Source organism: Sandarakinorhabdus sp. (assembly GCF_031430775.1).
Classification (GTDB): domain Bacteria; phylum Pseudomonadota; class Alphaproteobacteria; order Sphingomonadales; family Sphingomonadaceae; genus Sandarakinorhabdus.
In genome coordinates, this window is sequence record NZ_JANPCD010000136.1 from 14,175 (window position 1) to 31,308 (window position 17,134).

Sequence of the window (17,134 nt, forward strand, 5' to 3'; positions counted from 1 at the left end):
AATGGACCAGCCGCGCACGTGCCTAGCCGCGTACCCAGGCCGCCACATCGGCGGCAACCCGGTTGGCAGCGCGATTGAGGGCTGCAGCGACAGCGGCAGGCGTCTGGCTGCTGACGGGTTCTTCGGTGTCGAAACGGCGGATAGCGACCGAGCCATTGCCGCGCGGACCGGCCAGCTGCGCATCATAGCGCACGCGCACCACTGCCGCGCCGCTGACGTCCAGCCCGAAACTGCGCAGCGTGCCGGTCAACTGCCGCGCGGCGGGCACGGCGCCGGTGCGTGCGTCGATGACCGCCTGGCCATCGGCGGTCAGCGTATCGGCCAGCACCCGCTGGAATTGCCGCGCCGGCTGTTCCGCCCAACTGGCGCCGGCGAGATAGGAAGTTTCGACGCTGCTCGTGGTGACCGGCAGGCGCAGTGTTTGCAGCACTGCCGGCACCGATGGCACGGCAACGGACAGTGTCTCACCAACCGCCGCCGGCCCGCCATAGGGCCGAGGCACGGCGGCGGCGCTCAGGGTCAACAGGGCTTCGGGCGCAGGCGTGTTGCCGCCGATCTGGACCAGGGGCCCGCAGCCGGACAGTGCCAGAATCAGCAAGACAGGGGGCAGGCGCAGTTGCTGGCGCAGTTGCTGGCGCAGTTGCGAGCGTAGTTGCTGGCGCATCATGGGCGCGGTTCCTTCGGGCTTGCCGGCGGCTGATAGGTCGGCAGCTTGCGGCCACCCACCAACGCCCCGGCCGGATCTTCGTCCAGCTTGGCGGCGATTGCCCCCAGGCTGGCCGTTGTCTCGCGCAGTTCGCGCAGCAATTGCGTGGCTTCGGGCAGCGTCTGTCCCGAAAATGTCTCCACGCCAGGCCGCGCCGCTGCTGTCAGTTCATCGAACCGGGCCAGGCTGTTGGCGGCGGCCTTGAGCGTGCCGCGCAACTCGGCCGCCAAGGGTTTGCCATCATTGTCGAGCAACGTCTGCGTGCTGTCGGCCAGCGCCTCGATGCGCTGCAAGGTCGTGGTTGCCGCCTTCAACGTGGTGCGCGCATCGCCGATGGCTGCGGCAATTGCCGGGCCCTGGTCAGCCAGCACGCCGCTGGCACGGTCGGCGTTCTTGAGGATATTGGCGATCGATTTCTGGTTGGCCGGATCAAGCGTGTCTCCGAGCCGCTGCGCCAGTCGCGAAATATTGCCGAGCAGTTCCGGTGCATTGGCCAAAAGCTGCCCCAATGCGCCGCGTTTTGGCGGGATGATCGGCACGCCATAGGGGCCGGGCTCGGTGATGCGTTCGGCCCCCTGCATGGCACCCGACAATTGCACCTGGACGGGGCCGGTGAAGCCGACGCTGTCCACCACGGCGCTGGTGCCCTTGAGCACCGGCACGTCCTTTTGCACGCTGATTCGGACCCGCACATACTGCGGCGTGTCGGGCAGCAGCTTGATCTCCTCGACCTTGCCGACCGGCACGCCGTTGAATGCCACCGCTGCGCCGATGTTCAGCCCGGCGATGGACTGGCCGAAAAAAATGTCGAAACGCTGGTCGTCGTCCCTGGAAAACCGCGCCAGCCAGACGACCATGACCAAAATGCCGACGGCCAGCGCCATGGCAACGCCGCCGACGATCACATAATTGCTGCGGGTTTCCATCAGGCTGCTTTCTGCGGCGCGGCGGCGCGGCCACGCGGGCCACCGAAGTAGCTTTTGACCCAGGGGTGGTCGAACGTCATCAATTCGTCGATTGTTCCCATGGCGAGCACCTTGCCGTCGCCCAGCACGGCCACCCGGTCGCAGATAGCATACAGCGTATCAAGGTCATGGGTGATGAGAAACACCGTCAGCCCCAGCGTGTCGCGCAGCACGCGGATCAGCGCGTCGAACGCATCGGCCGAAATCGGATCAAGACCAGCGGTGGGTTCATCAAGGAACACCAGTTGCGGATCGATGGCCAGCGCCCGGGCCAGCCCGGCGCGCTTTTTCATGCCACCGGACAGCTGCGAGGGAAATTTCGCGCCGGCATCGGGCGGCAGGCCGACCATCTGCACCTTGTAGCCGGCAAGTTCGTCCATCAATCCCTGCGGCAGGTCGAGAAATTCGCGCATCGGCACCTGGATGTTCTCGGCCACTGACAACGCGGAAAACAGCGCGCCTTCCTGAAACAATACGCCCCAGCGGCGGCGCAGGTCCTTGGCCGCTTCGCCGTCCAGGCCGCGCCCGTCCACCCCGTCTGTATCCTGTTTCAATATGGTGATGTTGCCGGCACTGGCCCGGTTCAGGCCGATGATGGTGCGCATCAGGACCGATTTGCCGGACCCGGAGCCGCCAACGACACCCAGTATCTCGCCGCGCCGCACGTCGAGATCGAGCCCGTTCAGCACGGTCTGCGTGCCAAAGCGCACGACCAGGCCGCGCAAGTTGATCACGGTATCGGCATCATCGGGCAGGATCGGAGACAGCATCGCCATCAGTTATAGCCCAGCGCCGAAAAGAAAAATGCGAAAAAGGCGTCAAAGACAATGACGACAAAAATCGCCTCGACCACGGCCTGTGTGGTGCGGCTGCCGACGGATTCGGCGTTGCCGGTCACTTGCAGTCCATGAAAACAGCCCATCAGCGCGATGATGATGCCGAACACTGGCGCCTTGATCATGCCGATGACGAAATCGCTGAGCGGAGTGACTTCTTGCAGGCGTTGCACATAGGCGCCGGGGCTCAACCCGAAATCCAGCCAGACAAAGACGCCGCCGCCGACAAGCGCCATGATGTTGCCAAAAAATGCCAGCAGAAACAGCATGATGGCGCAGGCGATGACACGTGGCACCACCAGCACCTCGATTGGTGACAGGCCGATAGTGGTCAGCGCATCCACTTCCTGGTTCAGCTTCATCGATCCGATCTGGGCGGCAAACGCCGACCCCGACCGCCCCGCTACCATGATGGCGGTCAGCAATATGCCAAGTTCGCGCGTCGTCGCGCGGCCAATCAGGTTGACGGTGAACACCTCGGCACCGAACTGGCGCAGTTGCACGGCGCCCTGCTGGGCGACGACCAGTCCGACAAGGAACAACAACAACCCCACGATGGTCAGAGCGTTGACGCCGATCATTTCGCACTGGTGGATAATGGCGTGCCAGCGCAGCTTGCGCCGCCCGATCAGCGTTTCGCCCAGCACCACCAGAGTCTGCCCTAGAAAGCCGATGAACCTGACAATGTTGGACCCCTGGAACGCCAGCGCCCGGCCGATGCGCTCCAGCCGGTCGGTGGCGGCCTGGCCGCGCGGTGGCCGGCTGGGAACCGGCGCGTCATTGGCGGCGACCTCGGTTATCAGCCGCGATGCCTCTTCGCTGGCATTGTCGACCTGCGCAGTGATGCCGGCATCGGCCCAGCTGGTGATCAACCGGTGGACGATCCATGCACCCGAGGTGTCGATATCGTCGACCGCCGACAGGTCGATGGACAGGCCCGAACCGCTCGGGACGATCGCGCGGACATCGCCGACGATTCCCGAAATGTTGGCCATGGTCAGCGGCCCGGCAAAGGCTATGCGCCGGGCACCATCACCCGCGTCGTCACTCTCGAAGCGCAACACACTGCCCATGGCGTGATTCGTGCGGTATCGAAGCGGGATAGGCAAGCGGCAAGTGGGAGCGATGTGACGGCACAGCAGGGGCAAATGGCGCAGGCGCTGGCCGTCTACGATCTTGATCGCACCCTGACCCGGCGTGGCAGCTGGCTGCCATGGCTGGCATTCTGGGTGCGGCGCGAGGCGCCGTGGCGGATATTGCTGTCGCCGCTGCTGGTCTTGGCGGCGCTGGCGCATGGCCTTGGCCTGATCGATCGCGGCGCGCTCAAGTCATGGGCGCACCGGCTGATGATCGGCCGCTGGGTCGATGGCGACAGGCTGGCCGCAGCGGCAATCGCCTTTGCCGGGGGCTTTGCAGCCCATGACGTGTTTGGCGGCGCCCGTACGGCGATTGCCGCCGATTGCGCCGCCGGAAAACGCATACTGATCGCATCGGCAAGCCACGCCTATTATGTCCGCGCCATCGCGGCCGAGCTAGGCGTGACCGACGTGGTGGCCACCGAGGCGGTGCGCGCGCATGGCCGCGTCGGCCACCGGCTGGTCGGCGACAATTGCTATGGCCCGGCCAAGCGTGCGGCTGTGATGGCATGGATGGCGGCGCATGGCATGGCCGGCGCGCGCCTTGATTTCACATCTGACCATGTCTCCGACCTGCCGTGCTTTGCGCTGGCGCTCGAAAGCGGCGGCAATGTGCGCGCCGCCAACGCTTCTGCGGCGCTCAGGGCACACGCATTGGCGCATGGCTGGGAAATCGCAGACTGGGGCGCTGTCGAAAACAGCCTGTTCGAACGCGCCTGAGCGCTTGATCAGCGGCGCGCAAGCCGGACAAGGCTGGCAATGCCGATACCCATCCAGATGATGTTGAGGATGGTCGAAGGCCAGGCGCCATGTGCGCCGCTGTTGATGACGAACCCGGCCGCGCCCACCAGGTTCAGCCATTGGAACAGCGCAGACCGGCCATCGATGCGCCCAGCAGACACCAACGCATAGGCCAGCAGGATCAGCCCGGCGCCGATCCAGCCGACGGTTTCGATGGCCAGGGCCTGCATGGGGCCGGTCAGGCCGCCAGTTTGCGCAGCACGTAAGGCAGGATGCCGCCAGCGTAGAAATACTCCAGCTCCTGCTCGGTATCGATACGGCACAGCGCCTCGATGGTGCCGGTCGTGCCATCGGCGCGCGTGAACGCCACCGTCATCATCTGGCGCGGTTTCAGCGTTGCCATGCCTTCGATATCGAACACTTCGCTGCCATCAAGGCCGGCGGTCACGCGGTCGTGCGTGGGTGCGAATTGCAGCGGCAGCACGCCCATGCCCACAAGGTTGGAGCGGTGGATACGCTCGAAGCTTTCGGCGATGACGGCGCGCACGCCCAGCAATGTGGTGCCCTTGGCGGCCCAGTCGCGGCTCGATCCGGTGCCATATTCCTTGCCGGCGACGATGACCAGCGGCGTGCCTTCGGCCTTGTAGGCCATAGCGGCATCATAGATTGCCATCTGCGCGCCGGTGGGTACGTGCCGGGTAAACCCGCCTTCGACGCCGGGCACCATTTCGTTCCTGATGCGGATATTGGCAAAGGTGCCGCGCATCATCACTTCATGGTTGCCGCGCCGCGCGCCATAGCTGTTGAATTCGGCGCGGCTGACCTGTCGCTCGCCCAGATACTTGCCGGCGGGGCTGGATTCCTTGATCGAACCGGCCGGGCTGATGTGGTCGGTGGTGATTGAATCGGCAAAGATCGCCAATGGCCGCGCGCCGCGAATATCGCTCACGGCGGTCGGCGTCATCGTCATGCCCTCGAAATAAGGCGGGTTCTGCACATAGGTCGAGCCGGTGTTCCAACGATAGGTGGCGCCGCCCTCGACCTTGATGGCCTGCCAGCGTTCGTCGCCTTCAAAGACATTGGCATAACGGCTGGCGAACATTTCGGGCGTGACATTGGCCATGACCATGCCGGCGACTTCGGCGTTGGTCGGCCAGATGTCCCGCAGGAACACTTCGCCGCCGTCGCTGCCGATGCCCAGCGCCTGCGTCGTCAGGTCAAGGCGCATGGTGCCGGCCAGCGCATAGGCCACAACCAGCGGCGGCGAGGCGAGGTAATTGGCCTTAACGTCCGCGCTCACGCGCCCTTCGAAGTTGCGGTTGCCCGACAGGACCGATGCGGCAACGATGTCATTGCCATTGATCGCATCCGAAATCGGTTCAGGCAGCGGGCCGGAGTTGCCGATGCAGGTGGTGCAGCCATAGCCGACCAGGTTGAAACCCATGGCGTCCATGTCGGCGGTGAGGCCGGATTTGTCGAAGTAGTCGGTGACCACTTTCGAACCCGGCGCCAGCGAGGTTTTCACCCAAGGCTTGACCTTGAGGCCAAGCGCATGCGCCTTGCGGGCTACCAGTCCGGCGGCGATCAGCACATTGGGGTTGGATGTGTTGGTGCAGCTCGTGATGGCGGCAATCACGACATCGCCGTGCCCGATGTCATAGCTGGCGCCGGCGACCGCGACGCGCTTTTGCATCATGTCGGCCTGTTTGTAGCCGCCGGCCAGTTCGCCTTCGAACGCCGGCTTGGCGTCGGACAGCAGCACCTTGTCCTGCGGGCGGCGCGGGCCGGCGAGGCTGGGCAGCACGGTGGCAAGATCAAGCCCGAGCGTGTCGGTGAACACGGGGTCGGGGGTGCCGGCTTCGCGCCACAGGCCCTGCGCCTGGCAATAGGCCTTCACCAGCGCGATACGATCGGCGTCGCGGCCGGACAGGCGCATGTAATCCAGCGTGGCTTCGTCGATCGGGAAGAACCCGCAGGTGGCGCCATATTCCGGCGCCATGTTGGCGATGGTGGCACGGTCGGCCAGCGTCAGCGCATCAAGGCCAGGGCCGAAGAATTCGACGAAACGCCCGACGACGCCGTGTTTGCGCAGCATCTGGGTGACGGTCAGCACCAGATCGGTGGCGGTGATGCCCTCGGGCATGGCGCCGGTCAGCTTGAAGCCGACCACTTCGGGGATCAGCATGGACACCGGCTGACCGAGCATGGCAGCTTCGGCCTCGATGCCGCCGACACCCCAGCCGAGCACGCCCAGGCCGTTGATCATCGTCGTGTGGCTGTCGGTGCCGACCACGGTGTCGGGGTAGGCGACTGAGGCACCGCTCGCGTCTTCGCTGGTCCATACCGCCTGCGCCAGATACTCCAGATTGACCTGGTGGCAGATGCCGGTGCCGGGCGGCACGACGCGGAAGTTCTTCAGCGCCTGCGATCCCCAGCGCAGGAACTCATAGCGTTCGATATTGCGCGCATATTCCAGCGCCATATTGTCTTCAAATGCGGTCGGATTGCCGAATTCATCGACCATCACGCTATGGTCGATGACCAGATCGACGGGGACCAGCGGGTTGATCTTCTGCGGGTCGCCGCCCAGCTTGGTGATGGCATCGCGCATCGCGGCGAGATCGACGACGCACGGCACGCCGGTGAAATCCTGCATCAGCACACGGGCTGGGCGATAGTTGATTTCATGGTTGCTGGTGCGCGTTGCCTGCCAATTGACCATCGCCTGCAGATCGGCGACCTTGACCGTGCCGCCATCTTCGAAGCGCAGCAGGTTTTCTAGCAATACCTTCATCGAATAGGGCAGGCGCGAGACATCGCCCAGCTTCGCCGCTGCCGCCGACAGGCTGTAATAGGCATAGCTCTTGCCGTTCACATCAAGCGTGCGGCGGGTATCGAGGCTGTCCTGGCCGATGGCGGTCATGGGGTCGTTCCTTGTGGCTGGATTTGCCGCAGGCTCTACCGCATATGCTGCACCGCGCAAAGTCTGCCAGTCATCCATTGCCGCGCAAAATTTCGAACGGGTTGCAGCGCTGGGCGCACCGCCGCTAAGGTATACCATGGCGTCTCCCGAAATCGATGCATTGTCCAAGGCGCTGGCGCGGTTGCCCGGCCTTGGCCCGCGTTCGGCGCGGCGCGCAGTGCTGCATCTCATCAAGAAACGCGAAACCGCGCTGGCGCCGCTGCTGGCTGCGCTCAAAGCCGTCGAAGCCAACCTCATCGTCTGCGGCCTTTGCGGCAATGTCGAAACGCGCGACCCATGCAGCATCTGCGCCGATCCGCGCCGCGACCCGGCCATGCTGTGCGTTGTCGAAGATGTTGCCGACCTGTGGGCGCTGGATGACAAACGCCTGTTTGCCGGGCGTTTCCATGTGCTGGGTGGGAGGCTGTCGGCGCTGGACGGCGTGGGACCGGGCGATCTTGCAATAGACAGCTTGGTGGCGCGGGTGGCGGACGGCGGCATCGCCGAGGTCGTGCTGGCCATGAACGCCACGCTGGAAGGGCAGACCACCATGCATTATGTCGCGGAGCGTCTGGCGCCGCTGGGTGTGCGCGTCATGCAGTTGGCACAGGGGCTGCCGGTGGGCGGCGAGCTGGATTATCTCGACGAAGGCACACTCGCGCTGGCGCTGCGGGCGCGGCGGCTGGTGAGCTGATGATCAAGGGTTTTGCCGGCAATCCGCCGGCGGGCCCGTTGACGTCCCGGCGCTTCGCTCTTACCTGCCCGCCATGGCCATACTTCCCATCATCGAAACGCCCGACCCCCTGCTGAAAACCATCAGCACGCCCGTGGCCCAAGTCACCGACGCGCACCGCACACTGATCGCCGACATGTTCGAGACGATGTACGACGCGCCCGGCATTGGCCTTGCCGCCATCCAGGTCGGTGTGGCCGAACGCATATTGGTGATCGACCTGCAACGCCCCGAAGACCCCGACGCCGCCGAGCCCGAAAGCGAGGAGGAAGCGGCAGGCATGAAGTTCGTCCGCGACCCCAAGGTGTTCATCAACCCGGTCATCACCTGGGAATCAGAAGAGCTGTCGATCTACAACGAAGGCTGCCTGTCGGTGCCGGACATGTATGCCGATGTCGACCGGCCGGCGCGGGTACGCGTCACCTGGTTGGACGAAACCGGCGCCCCGCACGACGAGGAACTCGATGGCCTGCTGGCAACGTGCCTGCAGCACGAAATGGACCATCTCGAAGGCATCTTGTTCATCGACCATCTGAGCAAGCTCAAGCGCAACATGTTATTGAAAAAACTGGATAAAATTCGCAAGTCGCATCGCGCAGCCTGATCGGGAGCCGCTTTATCGCGGCGCGGCAATCGCAGCTATAACCAGCGCGGCGGCTTCGTCGGCGGGCTTGACGCTGGCCGGGTCTTCGCCCGGAAAGGCGGAAGCGCGCATCTTGGTCCGTGTCGCGCCCGGATCGACGACATGGGTGCGGATTGCGCTGACATTGCTGGTTTCGGCGCCATAAACGGCGACCAGATTTTCCAGCGCCGCCTTGCTGGCGCCATAGCCGCCCCAATAGGCCCTTGGCTTGCTGCCCACCGACGAAGTGACGGCCACCACATCGCCTGCCGGAGCTCGGCGCAGCCACGGATCGAAGGCGCGGATCAGCCGGAACGGCGCCGTCAGGTTGAGCGCAAGGATCTTGTCCCATTCCTTGAGGTCAAGGTGCTGCACCGGCGCCAGCGTGCCCAGCATGGCGGCATTGATGACCAGCGCATCCAGCCGGCCCCAGCGCGCGCCAACCGCTGCCGCCAGCCGGTCGATGGCATCGAAATCGGCCATGTCGAACGGCGCGATGGTGGCAGTGCCGCCAGCGGCATGGATGCGGTCGTCCACTTCCTTCAGGCCGGCCTCGGACCGCGCTGTCGCGATGACATGCCAGCCCGCCGCTGCCAGTGCCACGGCCGTCTCGGCGCCGATGCCGCGGCTGGCGCCCGTGACCAGCGCGAGTTTCTTGGTGTCGTCAGTCATGGCGGCTGATCAGATGACGCGTTCGGCCAACAGGCTGAACTGGTCGGGCACTTCGGTATCTTCCTGGTCGGTCAGGCGTGTCGGGTAATCGCCGGTGAAGCACGCATCGCAAAATTGCGGTGCCGTGTCTTCGCGGGCCGCTTCGCCCAAGGCCCGGTACAGGCCATCGATGGACAGGAACGCCAGGCTGTCGACCTTGATGTAATCGCGCATGCGCTCGACATCCATCTGCGCCGCCAGCAGCTTGGAGCGTTCCGGCGTGTCCACGCCATAGAAACAGCTGTGCCGCGTCGGCGGGCTGGCGATACGCATGTGCACTTCCTCGGCGCCGGCTTCGCGCAGCATCTGCACGATCTTGACGCTGGTGGTGCCGCGCACGATCGAATCGTCGATCAGGACCACGCGCTTGCCGGTGATCATGGCGCGGTTGGCATTGTGCTTCAGCTTGACGCCAAGGTTCCTGATCTGGTCGCCCGGCTGGATGAAGGTGCGGCCGACATAATGGCTGCGAATGATGCCCAGCTCAAAGGGAATGCCGCTTTCCTGGGCAAAGCCGATGGCCGCCGGCGTGCCGCTATCGGGCACCGGCACGACCATGTCGGCCTCCACGGGGCTTTCGCGGGCCAGTTCGGCGCCGATGTGCTTGCGCACCTGATAAACGCTGCTGCCATCGACCATCGAATCGGGCCGGCTGAAATAGACATGTTCGAAAATGCACGGGCGCGGGCGCTGGACGGCGAACGGCCGGATCGAGCGCAGGCCGCGCGCCGAGATGATGATGAGCTCGCCCGGCTCCACTGAGCGCAGGAAGGTGGCGCCGACGACATCAAGCGCCACGGTCTCGGACGCGAGGATATAGCTGTCACCCAGCCGGCCCAGCACCAGCGGCCGCACGCCCAGCGGATCGCGGCAGGCCAGCATGCCTTCGGGTGTCAGGCACAGCAGTGAATAAGCGCCCTCGACACGCTTGAGCGCATCGATGAAGCGGTCGAGCAGCGTGCGATAGGATGATGTCGCCACCAGGTGAATGATGACTTCGGTATCGCTGGTGGATTGGAAGATGGAACCGCGCCGCACCAGTTCACGGCGCAGCGTTACCGCATTGGAAATATTGCCGTTATGCGCCACGGCAAAGCCGCCACTGGCCAGTTCGGCAAACAGCGGCTGCACGTTGCGCAGCGCCGTTTCGCCAGCGGTGGAATAACGGTTGTGGCCGATGGCGACATCGCCCTTGAGCTTGGAGATGACGGCGTCGCTGTCGAAATTGCCCGCCACATGCCCCATGGCGCGGTGGGTATGGAAATCGCGGCCATCGAATGTGGTGATGCCGGCGGCTTCCTGGCCGCGATGCTGGAGCGCATGCAGGCCCAGCGCCACCAGCGCAGCGGCACCATCGGCGCCATAGACGCCGAACACGCCGCATTCCTCATGCAGATGGTCGTCTTCCCACGGATCGGTGGTCAACATCGTGTCCATGGGTTAGCAACCTCGTCAGCCCCGAAATGTGCCCGCCATATAGGGGGGCAATAACGGCTTGTCGCCCCAGAAGTGATGCGGAACTGTAACATGAGCCCAAATGAAACCCGCCCGGAAACCGAATTGCAGCTGTCCCCGCGCTGGGACGCCATGGGGCTCATCACCGCCGTGGCAGCCGATGCCGCCTCGGGCGAAGTGTTGATGGTCGCGCACATGAACGCCGATGCGCTGGCCGCGACCATTGCCACCGGCGAGGCACATTACTGGAGCCGGTCGCGCCGGCAGCTCTGGCACAAGGGCGCCACGTCGGGGAACACCCAGCGCGTCGTCGAAATGCGTATCGATTGCGACCAGGATGCCATTCTTCTCAAGGTGGAACCGGCCGGGCCGGCCTGTCATACCGGCGAACGATCGTGCTTTTACCGCATCATCGGTCCGAACGGGCTGGTCACGTCCAATCAAGGAAATCCGGCATGACGACACCCGTTCCCACCGGCCTTGAACTGACGGTATTCGACGAGATTTTCCGCAATCGGCCGCATGAGCGTTTCGATGTGCTGCGCGCGAATGACCCGGTGCATCACGATAGCATGCTGGGCCGCACGGTGCTGACACGTGCTGCCGATGTCGCAGCCGTGCTCAAGGACCGCAGCCTGTCGGTGAATGCCGACAACGCCGCGCCCGATTCGGTGGTGCAGCGCTTCATGACCGGACAGGATCGCGAAGCGCCCCGCTCGATGCTGATGCTGGATGACCCGGACCATGCCCGGCTGCGGCGGCTGGTCACCCACGCCTTCAACGCCCGCGCCATTGAATCGATGCGCCCGCAGGTGGCTGCGGTTGCCGACGAACTGCTGGATGCCGTTGCCGGCGCCGACAGTTTCGACCTGATCGATGCCTATGCCTCGCCGCTGCCGATCATCGTCATTGCGGCCATGTTGGGGGTCGATGCCGCCGACCGCGCCGATTTCCGCCGCTGGTCCAAGGGGCTGGCCAATGTGTTTTCACCGCTGCGCACGCCGGAATTGCTGGCCGGCCTCAAGGCCAATGCTGACGAACTCAGCGCCTATTTCGAACGCGCCATCGACGAACGCCGCGCGGCACCGCGCGAAGACCTGATCAGCGCGTTGATCGCCGTGGAGGACAATGGCGACTGTCTCAGCACGCAGGAGATCGTCACCATGTGCAACCTGCTGCTGCTGGCCGGCAACCTGACCACCACCGATCTTATCGGCAATTGCGTGCTGGCGCTGCTGCGGCACCCCGACCAACTCGGGGTGGTCACGGTCAACCCCGCCCGCATCGGCGATGCGATCGAGGAAACACTGCGGCTTGACCCGCCGGTAATGCAATCGCTGCGCATCCCGCTGGAGCCGCGCGAAATCGGCGGTTGCCCGGTTGCCGCCGGTGCTGCGGTCACCACCTTCCTGATGGCCGCCAGCCAGGACCCGGCCCTGCACGACGACCCGCTGACCTTTGATATCGACCGGGCCGACAAGACGCATTTTGCCTTTGGCGGCGGCGTGCATTTCTGCCTTGGCGCACCTTTGGCGCGCGCCGAGGCCGAGATTGCTCTGAACCGCCTGCTGGCGCGCTTCCCGGATCTGGTTCTGGCGGGCGAGCCTATCGAGCGCAACATTTCGGCTGCATTCAATGGCGTTAAGGAACTGTGGGTCAGGCCGCAGCCCAGGCCGCAACAATGACAATCTTGCTCGCCGGCGCCACCGGCCTTGTCGGCAGCCGCGTGCTGGGCGTGGCGGCGCGGCTGGCCCGGCGCGTCGTACCGGTCGGGCGGCGCGCGACTGGCATGGCCGGCGAAGTGGTGGCGGATTTTGCCGCTTTACCGAAACTGCCGCGCGCCGGCACCGCAATCTGCGCGCTGGGCACCACGATCCGCGACGCCGGCGGTCCAGATGCCTTCAAAGCAGTCGATTTTGATGCAGTTCTGGCCTTTTCTCGCGCTGCACAGGCTGCCGGCGTCAGGCATTTCCTTTTGGTTTCAGCGGTTGGCGCCAATCCGGGGTCGCCGCTATTGTACAATCGTACAAAAGGCGAAATCGAGACTGCGCTGGCCACCATGGGTTTTGACCGGCTCGACATTCTCCAGCCCGGCCTGATTCTTGGGCCGCGCCCTAAGCGCCGGCCGGTCGAGGCATTCTTGCAATGGCTGGCGCCGACCATCGATTTGTTCCTGCCGGCACGTTTCGATCATTATGGCGCTGTGCCGGCGACCAGCATCGCGGCGGCGCTCATCGCGCTGGCCGGCCAATCCGCGCCGGGTGTTTATCGCCACCACAACCGCGATATCGTCGCGCGTGCGCTTGACCTTTACGTTAACGTCAACTAGAAAATCGGGGCATGTCCGATGCCTCATCCGCCGCGCTTTTGACCGCCCTTACCGACGCCTTTGCCATGGCGCCGGTGCCGGGCGCGCCGGGTGATGCCAGCCATTTCACTATCACCGAACTGGCGCTGGCCTTCAACATCACGCCGCGCGCCATTCGTTTTTACGAAGACCAGGGCCTGATCGCGCCCGAGCGTCAGGGCCAGAACCGCATCTATTCCCGCCGCGACCGCGCCCGTCTGGCGTGGATCTTGCGCGCCAAGAACGTCGGCTTTTCGCTCGCGGAAATTCGCGAGATGATCGATCTTTATGATCTGGGTGACAACCGATCGACACAAAAGCGTGTCACCTTGGACAAATGCCGGACACGCATCCACGCGCTGATGGAACAACGCAGCGATCTTGATGCCACCATCGAAGAACTTCAGGCCTTTTGCGCCGTTGTCGAACAATCGATGACGCCCAAGGCCAATTGAGGAACCGCAATGCCCAGCTATCGCGCGCCCGTTAAAGACACCGCGTTTGTCCTTGATGCCATTGTCGGCCTGTCCCGCCATGCCGACCTGCCCGGATTTGAATCCGCCAGCCCCGATGTCGTGACGGCGATTCTGGAGGAAGGCGGCAAATTCTGCGCAGAGGTGCTGGCGCCATTGAACCTGTCCGGCGATATCGAGGGCTGCACCCGCCATGCCGATGGCAGCGTCTCCGCGCCCGGCGGATTCAAGGCCGCCTATGCCCAGTTCTGCGAAGCCGGCTGGGGCACGCTGGTGGCAGACCCGCATTGGGGCGGGCAGGGCCTGCCCTACACCATCGGTGCGGTGATGCAGGAATACATGGCCAGTTCCAACATGGCCTTTGCCATGTACCCCGGCCTCAACGAAGGCGCGCAGGCCGCCATCGAAGTCGTCGGCAGCCCCGAACAAAAGGCGAAATGGTTGCCCAACATGGTGCATGGCCGCTGGACCGGCACCATGAACCTGACGGAACCGCAGTGCGGCACCGATCTCGGCCTTATCCGCACCCGCGCCGAGCCTGCATCGGACGGCAGCTGGCGGATTTCCGGCACCAAGATCTTCATTTCGGCCGGTGAACACGACCTGTCGGAAAACATCGTCCATCTCGTGCTGGCCAAGACACCGGGCGCGCCCGACAGCGTCAAGGGTATCAGCCTGTTCATCGTGCCCAAGTTCCTCGTGAACGATGATGGCAGCCTGGGTGCGCGCAACGGCGTCACTTGCGGTTCCATCGAACACAAGATGGGCATCCACGCCAATGCCACCTGCGTGATGAACTATGACGGCGCCGCCGGGTACATGCTCGGCGAGGAAATGAAGGGGCTGGCGGCCATGTTCATCATGATGAACGCGGCGCGATTGGGCGTCGGCATCCAGGGTCTGGCACAGGGTGAAGTCGCCTATCAGAATGCTGTCAGCTATGCCCGCGACCGGTTGCAGGGCCGCAGCCTGACCGGCGCCAAGAACCCGGATGGCAAGGCCGACCCCATCATCGTCCACCCCGATGTGCGCCGCATGTTGATGGACGCCCGCGCCACCAACGAGGGGTTGCGCGCGCTGATCCTGTGGGGCGGCCTGCAGGTCGATCTGACCAAATGCGCCCGCACCGAGGAAGAACGCACCCGCGCCGACGACCTCATCAGCCTGCTCACGCCGGTCATCAAGGGCTATGGCACCGACAAGGGCTATGAAATCGCCACCAATTGCCAGCAGGTGTTTGGCGGGCACGGCTATATCCGCGAATGGGGCATGGAACAGTTCGTGCGCGATGCCCGTATCGCCCAGATCTACGAAGGCACCAACGGCATCCAGGCGCTCGATCTGGTTGGCCGCAAGCTGGGCGCCAAGGGCGGGCGCGGCACCCAGGCGTGGCTGGCCATGGTCGGCGGCGATGTTGCGGCGGCCAGCGATGAGCGGCTGGCCTTTGTCACCGGGCCTTTGCAAAAGAGCCTTGCCGATCTTCAGGCCTGCGTCATGTGGCTGCTGCAGCACGGCATGGCCAACCCCGACAATGCCGGCGCCGGCGCCACGGCCTTCATGCATCTGATGGGGCATGTCGCGCTGGGGCATATGTGGCTGTTGATGGCTCGCGCCAGTCTTGCGGCGCTTGATGATGGCAGCAACGATCCCGATTTCTACAATGCCAAGCTGATTACCGCCCGCCACTTCGCTGCCCGTGTGCTGCCCGAAACATCGGCGCTGCGGGCCAGGGTCGAGGCCGGCGCCGAGCCGATGATGGCCATGCCGGCCGAAATGTTCTGAAAGGAAGCGTCATGACCGAAGCCTATATCTACGAAGCTGTGCGCACGCCGCGCGGCAAAGGCCGCAAGGACGGCAAGCTGCACGAAATCACGCCGATCCAGCTGGCGACGCAGGTGTTGCAGGCCGTGCGCGACCGCACCGGCATCGACACCGCCGATGTGGACGATGTCGTCTTCGGCTGCGTGTCGCCGGTCGGTGAACAGGGCAGCGACATCGCCCGTATCGCGGTCCTGAACGCCGATTACGCCGAAACCACCGCCGGCGTGCAGATCAACCGTTTCTGCGCCTCGGGTCTTGAGGCGACCAACATGGCCGCTGCCAAGGTGATGGCCGGCGAAGCGATGTTTGCCATCGGCGGCGGCGTCGAATCCATGTCGCGCGTGCCGATGGGCAGCGACGGTGCGGCATGGGCGATGGACCCGGCCGTGGCGTGGAAAACCTATTTCGCGCCGCAGGGCATCGGTGCTGATCTCATCGCCACCAAATATGGCTTCAGCCGCAATGACGTCGATGCCTATGCGATGGAATCGCAGCGCCGTGCTGCGCATGCCTGGGCCGAGGGCCGTTTCAAGGGCTCCATCGTGCCGGTGCGCGATGTCATCGGCGAAGTGGTGCTGGCGCATGACGAGCATATGCGCCCCGGCACCGACATGCAGTCGCTGGGCGGGCTTGCGCCGGCGTTCCAGGCGATGGGCGAATCCATGCCCGGCTTCGATGCCATAGCGCTCATGCGGTATCCGGAAATCGAGAAGATCGACCATGTCCACCATGGCGGCAATTCGTCCGGCATCGTTGACGGTGCTGCCGCCATTCTGGTCGGCAACAAGGCGATGGGCGAGAAATACGGCCTGAAGCCGCGCGCCCGCATTCGCGCCATGGCCAGCATCGGGTCCGAACCGATGATCATGCTGACCGGGCCGGAGTTTGTGGCGCACAAGGTGCTGGCCCGTGCCGGCATGACCAAGGATGATATCGACCTGTTCGAGCTGAACGAGGCATTCGCATCCGTCGTGCTGCGTTACATGCAGGCGCTGAACATCCCGCACGACCGGATCAACGTGAACGGCGGCGCTATCGCGATGGGGCATCCGCTGGGGGCCACCGGCGCGATGATCCTGGGCACCGTGCTCGACGAGCTTGAGCGCACCGGCAAGGGCACCGCGCTGGTGAACTTGTGCGTCGGCGCCGGCATGGGCACGGGGACAATCATCGAGCGTATATAGAATAGAGGTGGGTTGATGCTCTCTGCAAATCTCACATACGTAGTTACTGTATTTGCTATTTTGGCTATCCTTTGGGGTGTAAAAATCTTAAATGGTTTGAACAACCTCAATAAGCAAATCGAAAACGTTCGATACTATTTAGGACAAATTGAAAATCGTCAGCAGAGAATGGCAGACAAAATTCACGGGATAGAACACCATACTGGTCGTGCGGTGAAACATTTGCACGCCAGTGATGAATGGGATGATCTACACGGCTAGCACTCTAACATGATTGGGTTTACATGACCTACACTGCAATCCGTTCCGAACTTGATGCCGATGGCATCCTGCTGCTCACCATCGACGTGCCCGGCCAGTCGATGAACGTCATCACACCCGAAGTGCAGGCCGATCTGGCCGCTGCGATTGAGCGGCTGAAGACCGACGACGCCGTGAAGGG

General features: G+C 64.1%; 18 protein-coding genes. 10 read left to right on the forward strand and 8 right to left on the reverse strand.

Annotated features, from left to right (window positions below):
• Positions 1-22: 22 nt before the first annotated feature.
• From RMQ73_RS08475 to RMQ73_RS08490, 4 genes are read right to left on the reverse strand one after another with little or no spacing between them, the layout of a single operon-like run.
• Entirely contained in the window at positions 23-667 is a 645-nt protein-coding gene (locus tag RMQ73_RS08475) for an ABC-type transport auxiliary lipoprotein family protein (protein WP_310497711.1), read from the reverse strand.
• Positions 664-1,632, reverse strand: a complete 969-nt coding sequence (locus RMQ73_RS08480) for an MlaD family protein (RefSeq protein WP_310497712.1) — start codon at positions 1,630-1,632, stop codon at positions 664-666. Before RMQ73_RS08480 ends, RMQ73_RS08475 begins: the two co-directional genes overlap by 4 nt.
• The gene (locus RMQ73_RS08485; protein WP_310497714.1) at positions 1,632-2,447 is read right to left on the reverse strand and encodes an ATP-binding cassette domain-containing protein; all 816 of its coding nucleotides are present in this window, start codon (positions 2,445-2,447) and stop codon (positions 1,632-1,634) included. Before RMQ73_RS08485 ends, RMQ73_RS08480 begins: the two co-directional genes overlap by 1 nt.
• The gene (locus RMQ73_RS08490; protein ID WP_310497715.1) at positions 2,447-3,580 is read right to left on the reverse strand and encodes an MlaE family lipid ABC transporter permease subunit; all 1,134 of its coding nucleotides are present in this window, start codon (positions 3,578-3,580) and stop codon (positions 2,447-2,449) included. The genes RMQ73_RS08485 and RMQ73_RS08490 overlap by 1 nt, the downstream gene beginning before the upstream one ends.
• Positions 3,581-3,634: 54 nt before the next feature.
• Between RMQ73_RS08490 and RMQ73_RS08495 the strand changes: the two genes are divergently transcribed.
• Positions 3,635-4,363, forward strand: a complete 729-nt coding sequence (locus RMQ73_RS08495) for a haloacid dehalogenase-like hydrolase (protein ID WP_310497716.1) — start codon at positions 3,635-3,637, stop codon at positions 4,361-4,363.
• Between the two features lie 8 nt (positions 4,364-4,371).
• On the opposite strand, the gene RMQ73_RS08500 is transcribed toward RMQ73_RS08495, so the two are convergent.
• Together RMQ73_RS08500 and acnA are read right to left on the reverse strand one after the other, a co-directional pair.
• The gene (locus RMQ73_RS08500; RefSeq protein WP_310497717.1) at positions 4,372-4,614 is read right to left on the reverse strand and encodes a CBU_0592 family membrane protein; all 243 of its coding nucleotides are present in this window, start codon (positions 4,612-4,614) and stop codon (positions 4,372-4,374) included.
• An 8-nt stretch (positions 4,615-4,622) separates the two neighbouring features.
• Positions 4,623-7,307, reverse strand: a complete 2,685-nt coding sequence (gene acnA, locus RMQ73_RS08505; RefSeq protein ID WP_310497718.1) for an aconitate hydratase AcnA — start codon at positions 7,305-7,307, stop codon at positions 4,623-4,625.
• 136 nt (positions 7,308-7,443) lie between these two features.
• On the opposite strand from acnA, the gene recR reads away from it, so the two are divergent.
• Both recR and def read left to right on the forward strand, forming a co-directional pair.
• Positions 7,444-8,040, forward strand: a complete 597-nt coding sequence (gene recR / locus RMQ73_RS08510; RefSeq protein ID WP_310497719.1) for a recombination mediator RecR — start codon at positions 7,444-7,446, stop codon at positions 8,038-8,040.
• Between the two features lie 73 nt (positions 8,041-8,113).
• Entirely contained in the window at positions 8,114-8,683 is a 570-nt protein-coding gene (gene def, locus RMQ73_RS08515; RefSeq protein WP_310497720.1) for a peptide deformylase, read from the forward strand.
• Between the two features lie 12 nt (positions 8,684-8,695).
• On the opposite strand, the gene RMQ73_RS08520 is transcribed toward def, so the two are convergent.
• Complete coding sequence (locus RMQ73_RS08520; protein WP_310497721.1) at positions 8,696-9,373, reverse strand: SDR family NAD(P)-dependent oxidoreductase; 678 nt, start codon at positions 9,371-9,373, stop codon at positions 8,696-8,698.
• Between the two features lie 9 nt (positions 9,374-9,382).
• Positions 9,383-10,840 (reverse strand): amidophosphoribosyltransferase, encoded by a 1,458-nt coding sequence (gene purF, locus RMQ73_RS08525; protein WP_310497728.1) that lies wholly within the window; start codon positions 10,838-10,840, stop codon positions 9,383-9,385.
• Positions 10,841-10,939: 99 nt separating this feature from the next.
• Between purF and hisI the strand changes: the two genes are divergently transcribed.
• The 7 genes from hisI (at position 10,940) to RMQ73_RS08560 (ending at position 16,953) form a co-directional block, all read left to right on the forward strand.
• Complete coding sequence (hisI, locus tag RMQ73_RS08530) at positions 10,940-11,326, forward strand: phosphoribosyl-AMP cyclohydrolase (protein ID WP_310497722.1); 387 nt, start codon at positions 10,940-10,942, stop codon at positions 11,324-11,326.
• On the forward strand, positions 11,323-12,552 hold the full coding sequence (locus tag RMQ73_RS08535) for a cytochrome P450 (protein WP_310497723.1): 1,230 nt from the start codon (positions 11,323-11,325) through the stop codon (positions 12,550-12,552). Before hisI ends, RMQ73_RS08535 begins: the two co-directional genes overlap by 4 nt.
• Positions 12,549-13,196, forward strand: coding sequence for a hypothetical protein (locus RMQ73_RS08540; RefSeq protein WP_310497724.1), 648 nt, complete (start codon positions 12,549-12,551; stop codon positions 13,194-13,196). Before RMQ73_RS08535 ends, RMQ73_RS08540 begins: the two co-directional genes overlap by 4 nt.
• Positions 13,197-13,261: 65 nt before the next feature.
• Positions 13,262-13,669: a MerR family DNA-binding transcriptional regulator gene (locus RMQ73_RS08545; RefSeq protein WP_310497729.1), complete on the forward strand. Its 408-nt coding sequence runs from the start codon at positions 13,262-13,264 to the stop codon at positions 13,667-13,669.
• A 9-nt stretch (positions 13,670-13,678) separates the two neighbouring features.
• Positions 13,679-15,469, forward strand: a complete 1,791-nt coding sequence (locus RMQ73_RS08550; RefSeq protein WP_310497725.1) for an acyl-CoA dehydrogenase C-terminal domain-containing protein — start codon at positions 13,679-13,681, stop codon at positions 15,467-15,469.
• An 11-nt stretch (positions 15,470-15,480) separates the two neighbouring features.
• Positions 15,481-16,692, forward strand: a complete 1,212-nt coding sequence (locus RMQ73_RS08555; RefSeq protein WP_310497726.1) for an acetyl-CoA C-acetyltransferase — start codon at positions 15,481-15,483, stop codon at positions 16,690-16,692.
• A gap of 15 nt (positions 16,693-16,707) precedes the next feature.
• On the forward strand, positions 16,708-16,953 hold the full coding sequence (locus RMQ73_RS08560; protein ID WP_310497727.1) for a hypothetical protein: 246 nt from the start codon (positions 16,708-16,710) through the stop codon (positions 16,951-16,953).
• Positions 16,954-17,134: the final 181 nt, after the last annotated feature.

Excerpts from the sequence above, each read along its gene's own strand:
- RMQ73_RS08475 (WP_310497711.1), bottom strand. The coding sequence starts at position 667 with ATGATGCGCCAGCAACTACGCTCGCAACTGCGCCAGCAACTGCGCCAG.
- RMQ73_RS08480 (WP_310497712.1), bottom strand. The coding sequence starts at position 1,632 with ATGGAAACCCGCAGCAATTATGTGATCGTCGGCGGCGTTGCCATGGCG.
- RMQ73_RS08485 (WP_310497714.1), bottom strand. The coding sequence starts at position 2,447 with ATGGCGATGCTGTCTCCGATCCTGCCCGATGATGCCGATACCGTGATC.
- RMQ73_RS08490 (WP_310497715.1), bottom strand. The coding sequence starts at position 3,580 with ATGGGCAGTGTGTTGCGCTTCGAGAGTGACGACGCGGGTGATGGTGCC.
- RMQ73_RS08500 (WP_310497717.1), bottom strand. The coding sequence starts at position 4,614 with ATGCAGGCCCTGGCCATCGAAACCGTCGGCTGGATCGGCGCCGGGCTG.
- acnA (WP_310497718.1), bottom strand. The coding sequence starts at position 7,307 with ATGACCGCCATCGGCCAGGACAGCCTCGATACCCGCCGCACGCTTGAT.
- recR (WP_310497719.1), top strand. The coding sequence starts at position 7,444 with ATGGCGTCTCCCGAAATCGATGCATTGTCCAAGGCGCTGGCGCGGTTG.
- def (WP_310497720.1), top strand. The coding sequence starts at position 8,114 with ATGGCCATACTTCCCATCATCGAAACGCCCGACCCCCTGCTGAAAACC.
- RMQ73_RS08520 (WP_310497721.1), bottom strand. The coding sequence starts at position 9,373 with ATGACTGACGACACCAAGAAACTCGCGCTGGTCACGGGCGCCAGCCGC.
- purF (WP_310497728.1), bottom strand. The coding sequence starts at position 10,840 with ATGTTGACCACCGATCCGTGGGAAGACGACCATCTGCATGAGGAATGC.
- hisI (WP_310497722.1), top strand. The coding sequence starts at position 10,940 with ATGAGCCCAAATGAAACCCGCCCGGAAACCGAATTGCAGCTGTCCCCG.
- RMQ73_RS08535 (WP_310497723.1), top strand. The coding sequence starts at position 11,323 with ATGACGACACCCGTTCCCACCGGCCTTGAACTGACGGTATTCGACGAG.
- RMQ73_RS08540 (WP_310497724.1), top strand. The coding sequence starts at position 12,549 with ATGACAATCTTGCTCGCCGGCGCCACCGGCCTTGTCGGCAGCCGCGTG.
- RMQ73_RS08545 (WP_310497729.1), top strand. The coding sequence starts at position 13,262 with ATGGCGCCGGTGCCGGGCGCGCCGGGTGATGCCAGCCATTTCACTATC.
- RMQ73_RS08550 (WP_310497725.1), top strand. The coding sequence starts at position 13,679 with ATGCCCAGCTATCGCGCGCCCGTTAAAGACACCGCGTTTGTCCTTGAT.
- RMQ73_RS08555 (WP_310497726.1), top strand. The coding sequence starts at position 15,481 with ATGACCGAAGCCTATATCTACGAAGCTGTGCGCACGCCGCGCGGCAAA.
- RMQ73_RS08560 (WP_310497727.1), top strand. The coding sequence starts at position 16,708 with ATGCTCTCTGCAAATCTCACATACGTAGTTACTGTATTTGCTATTTTG.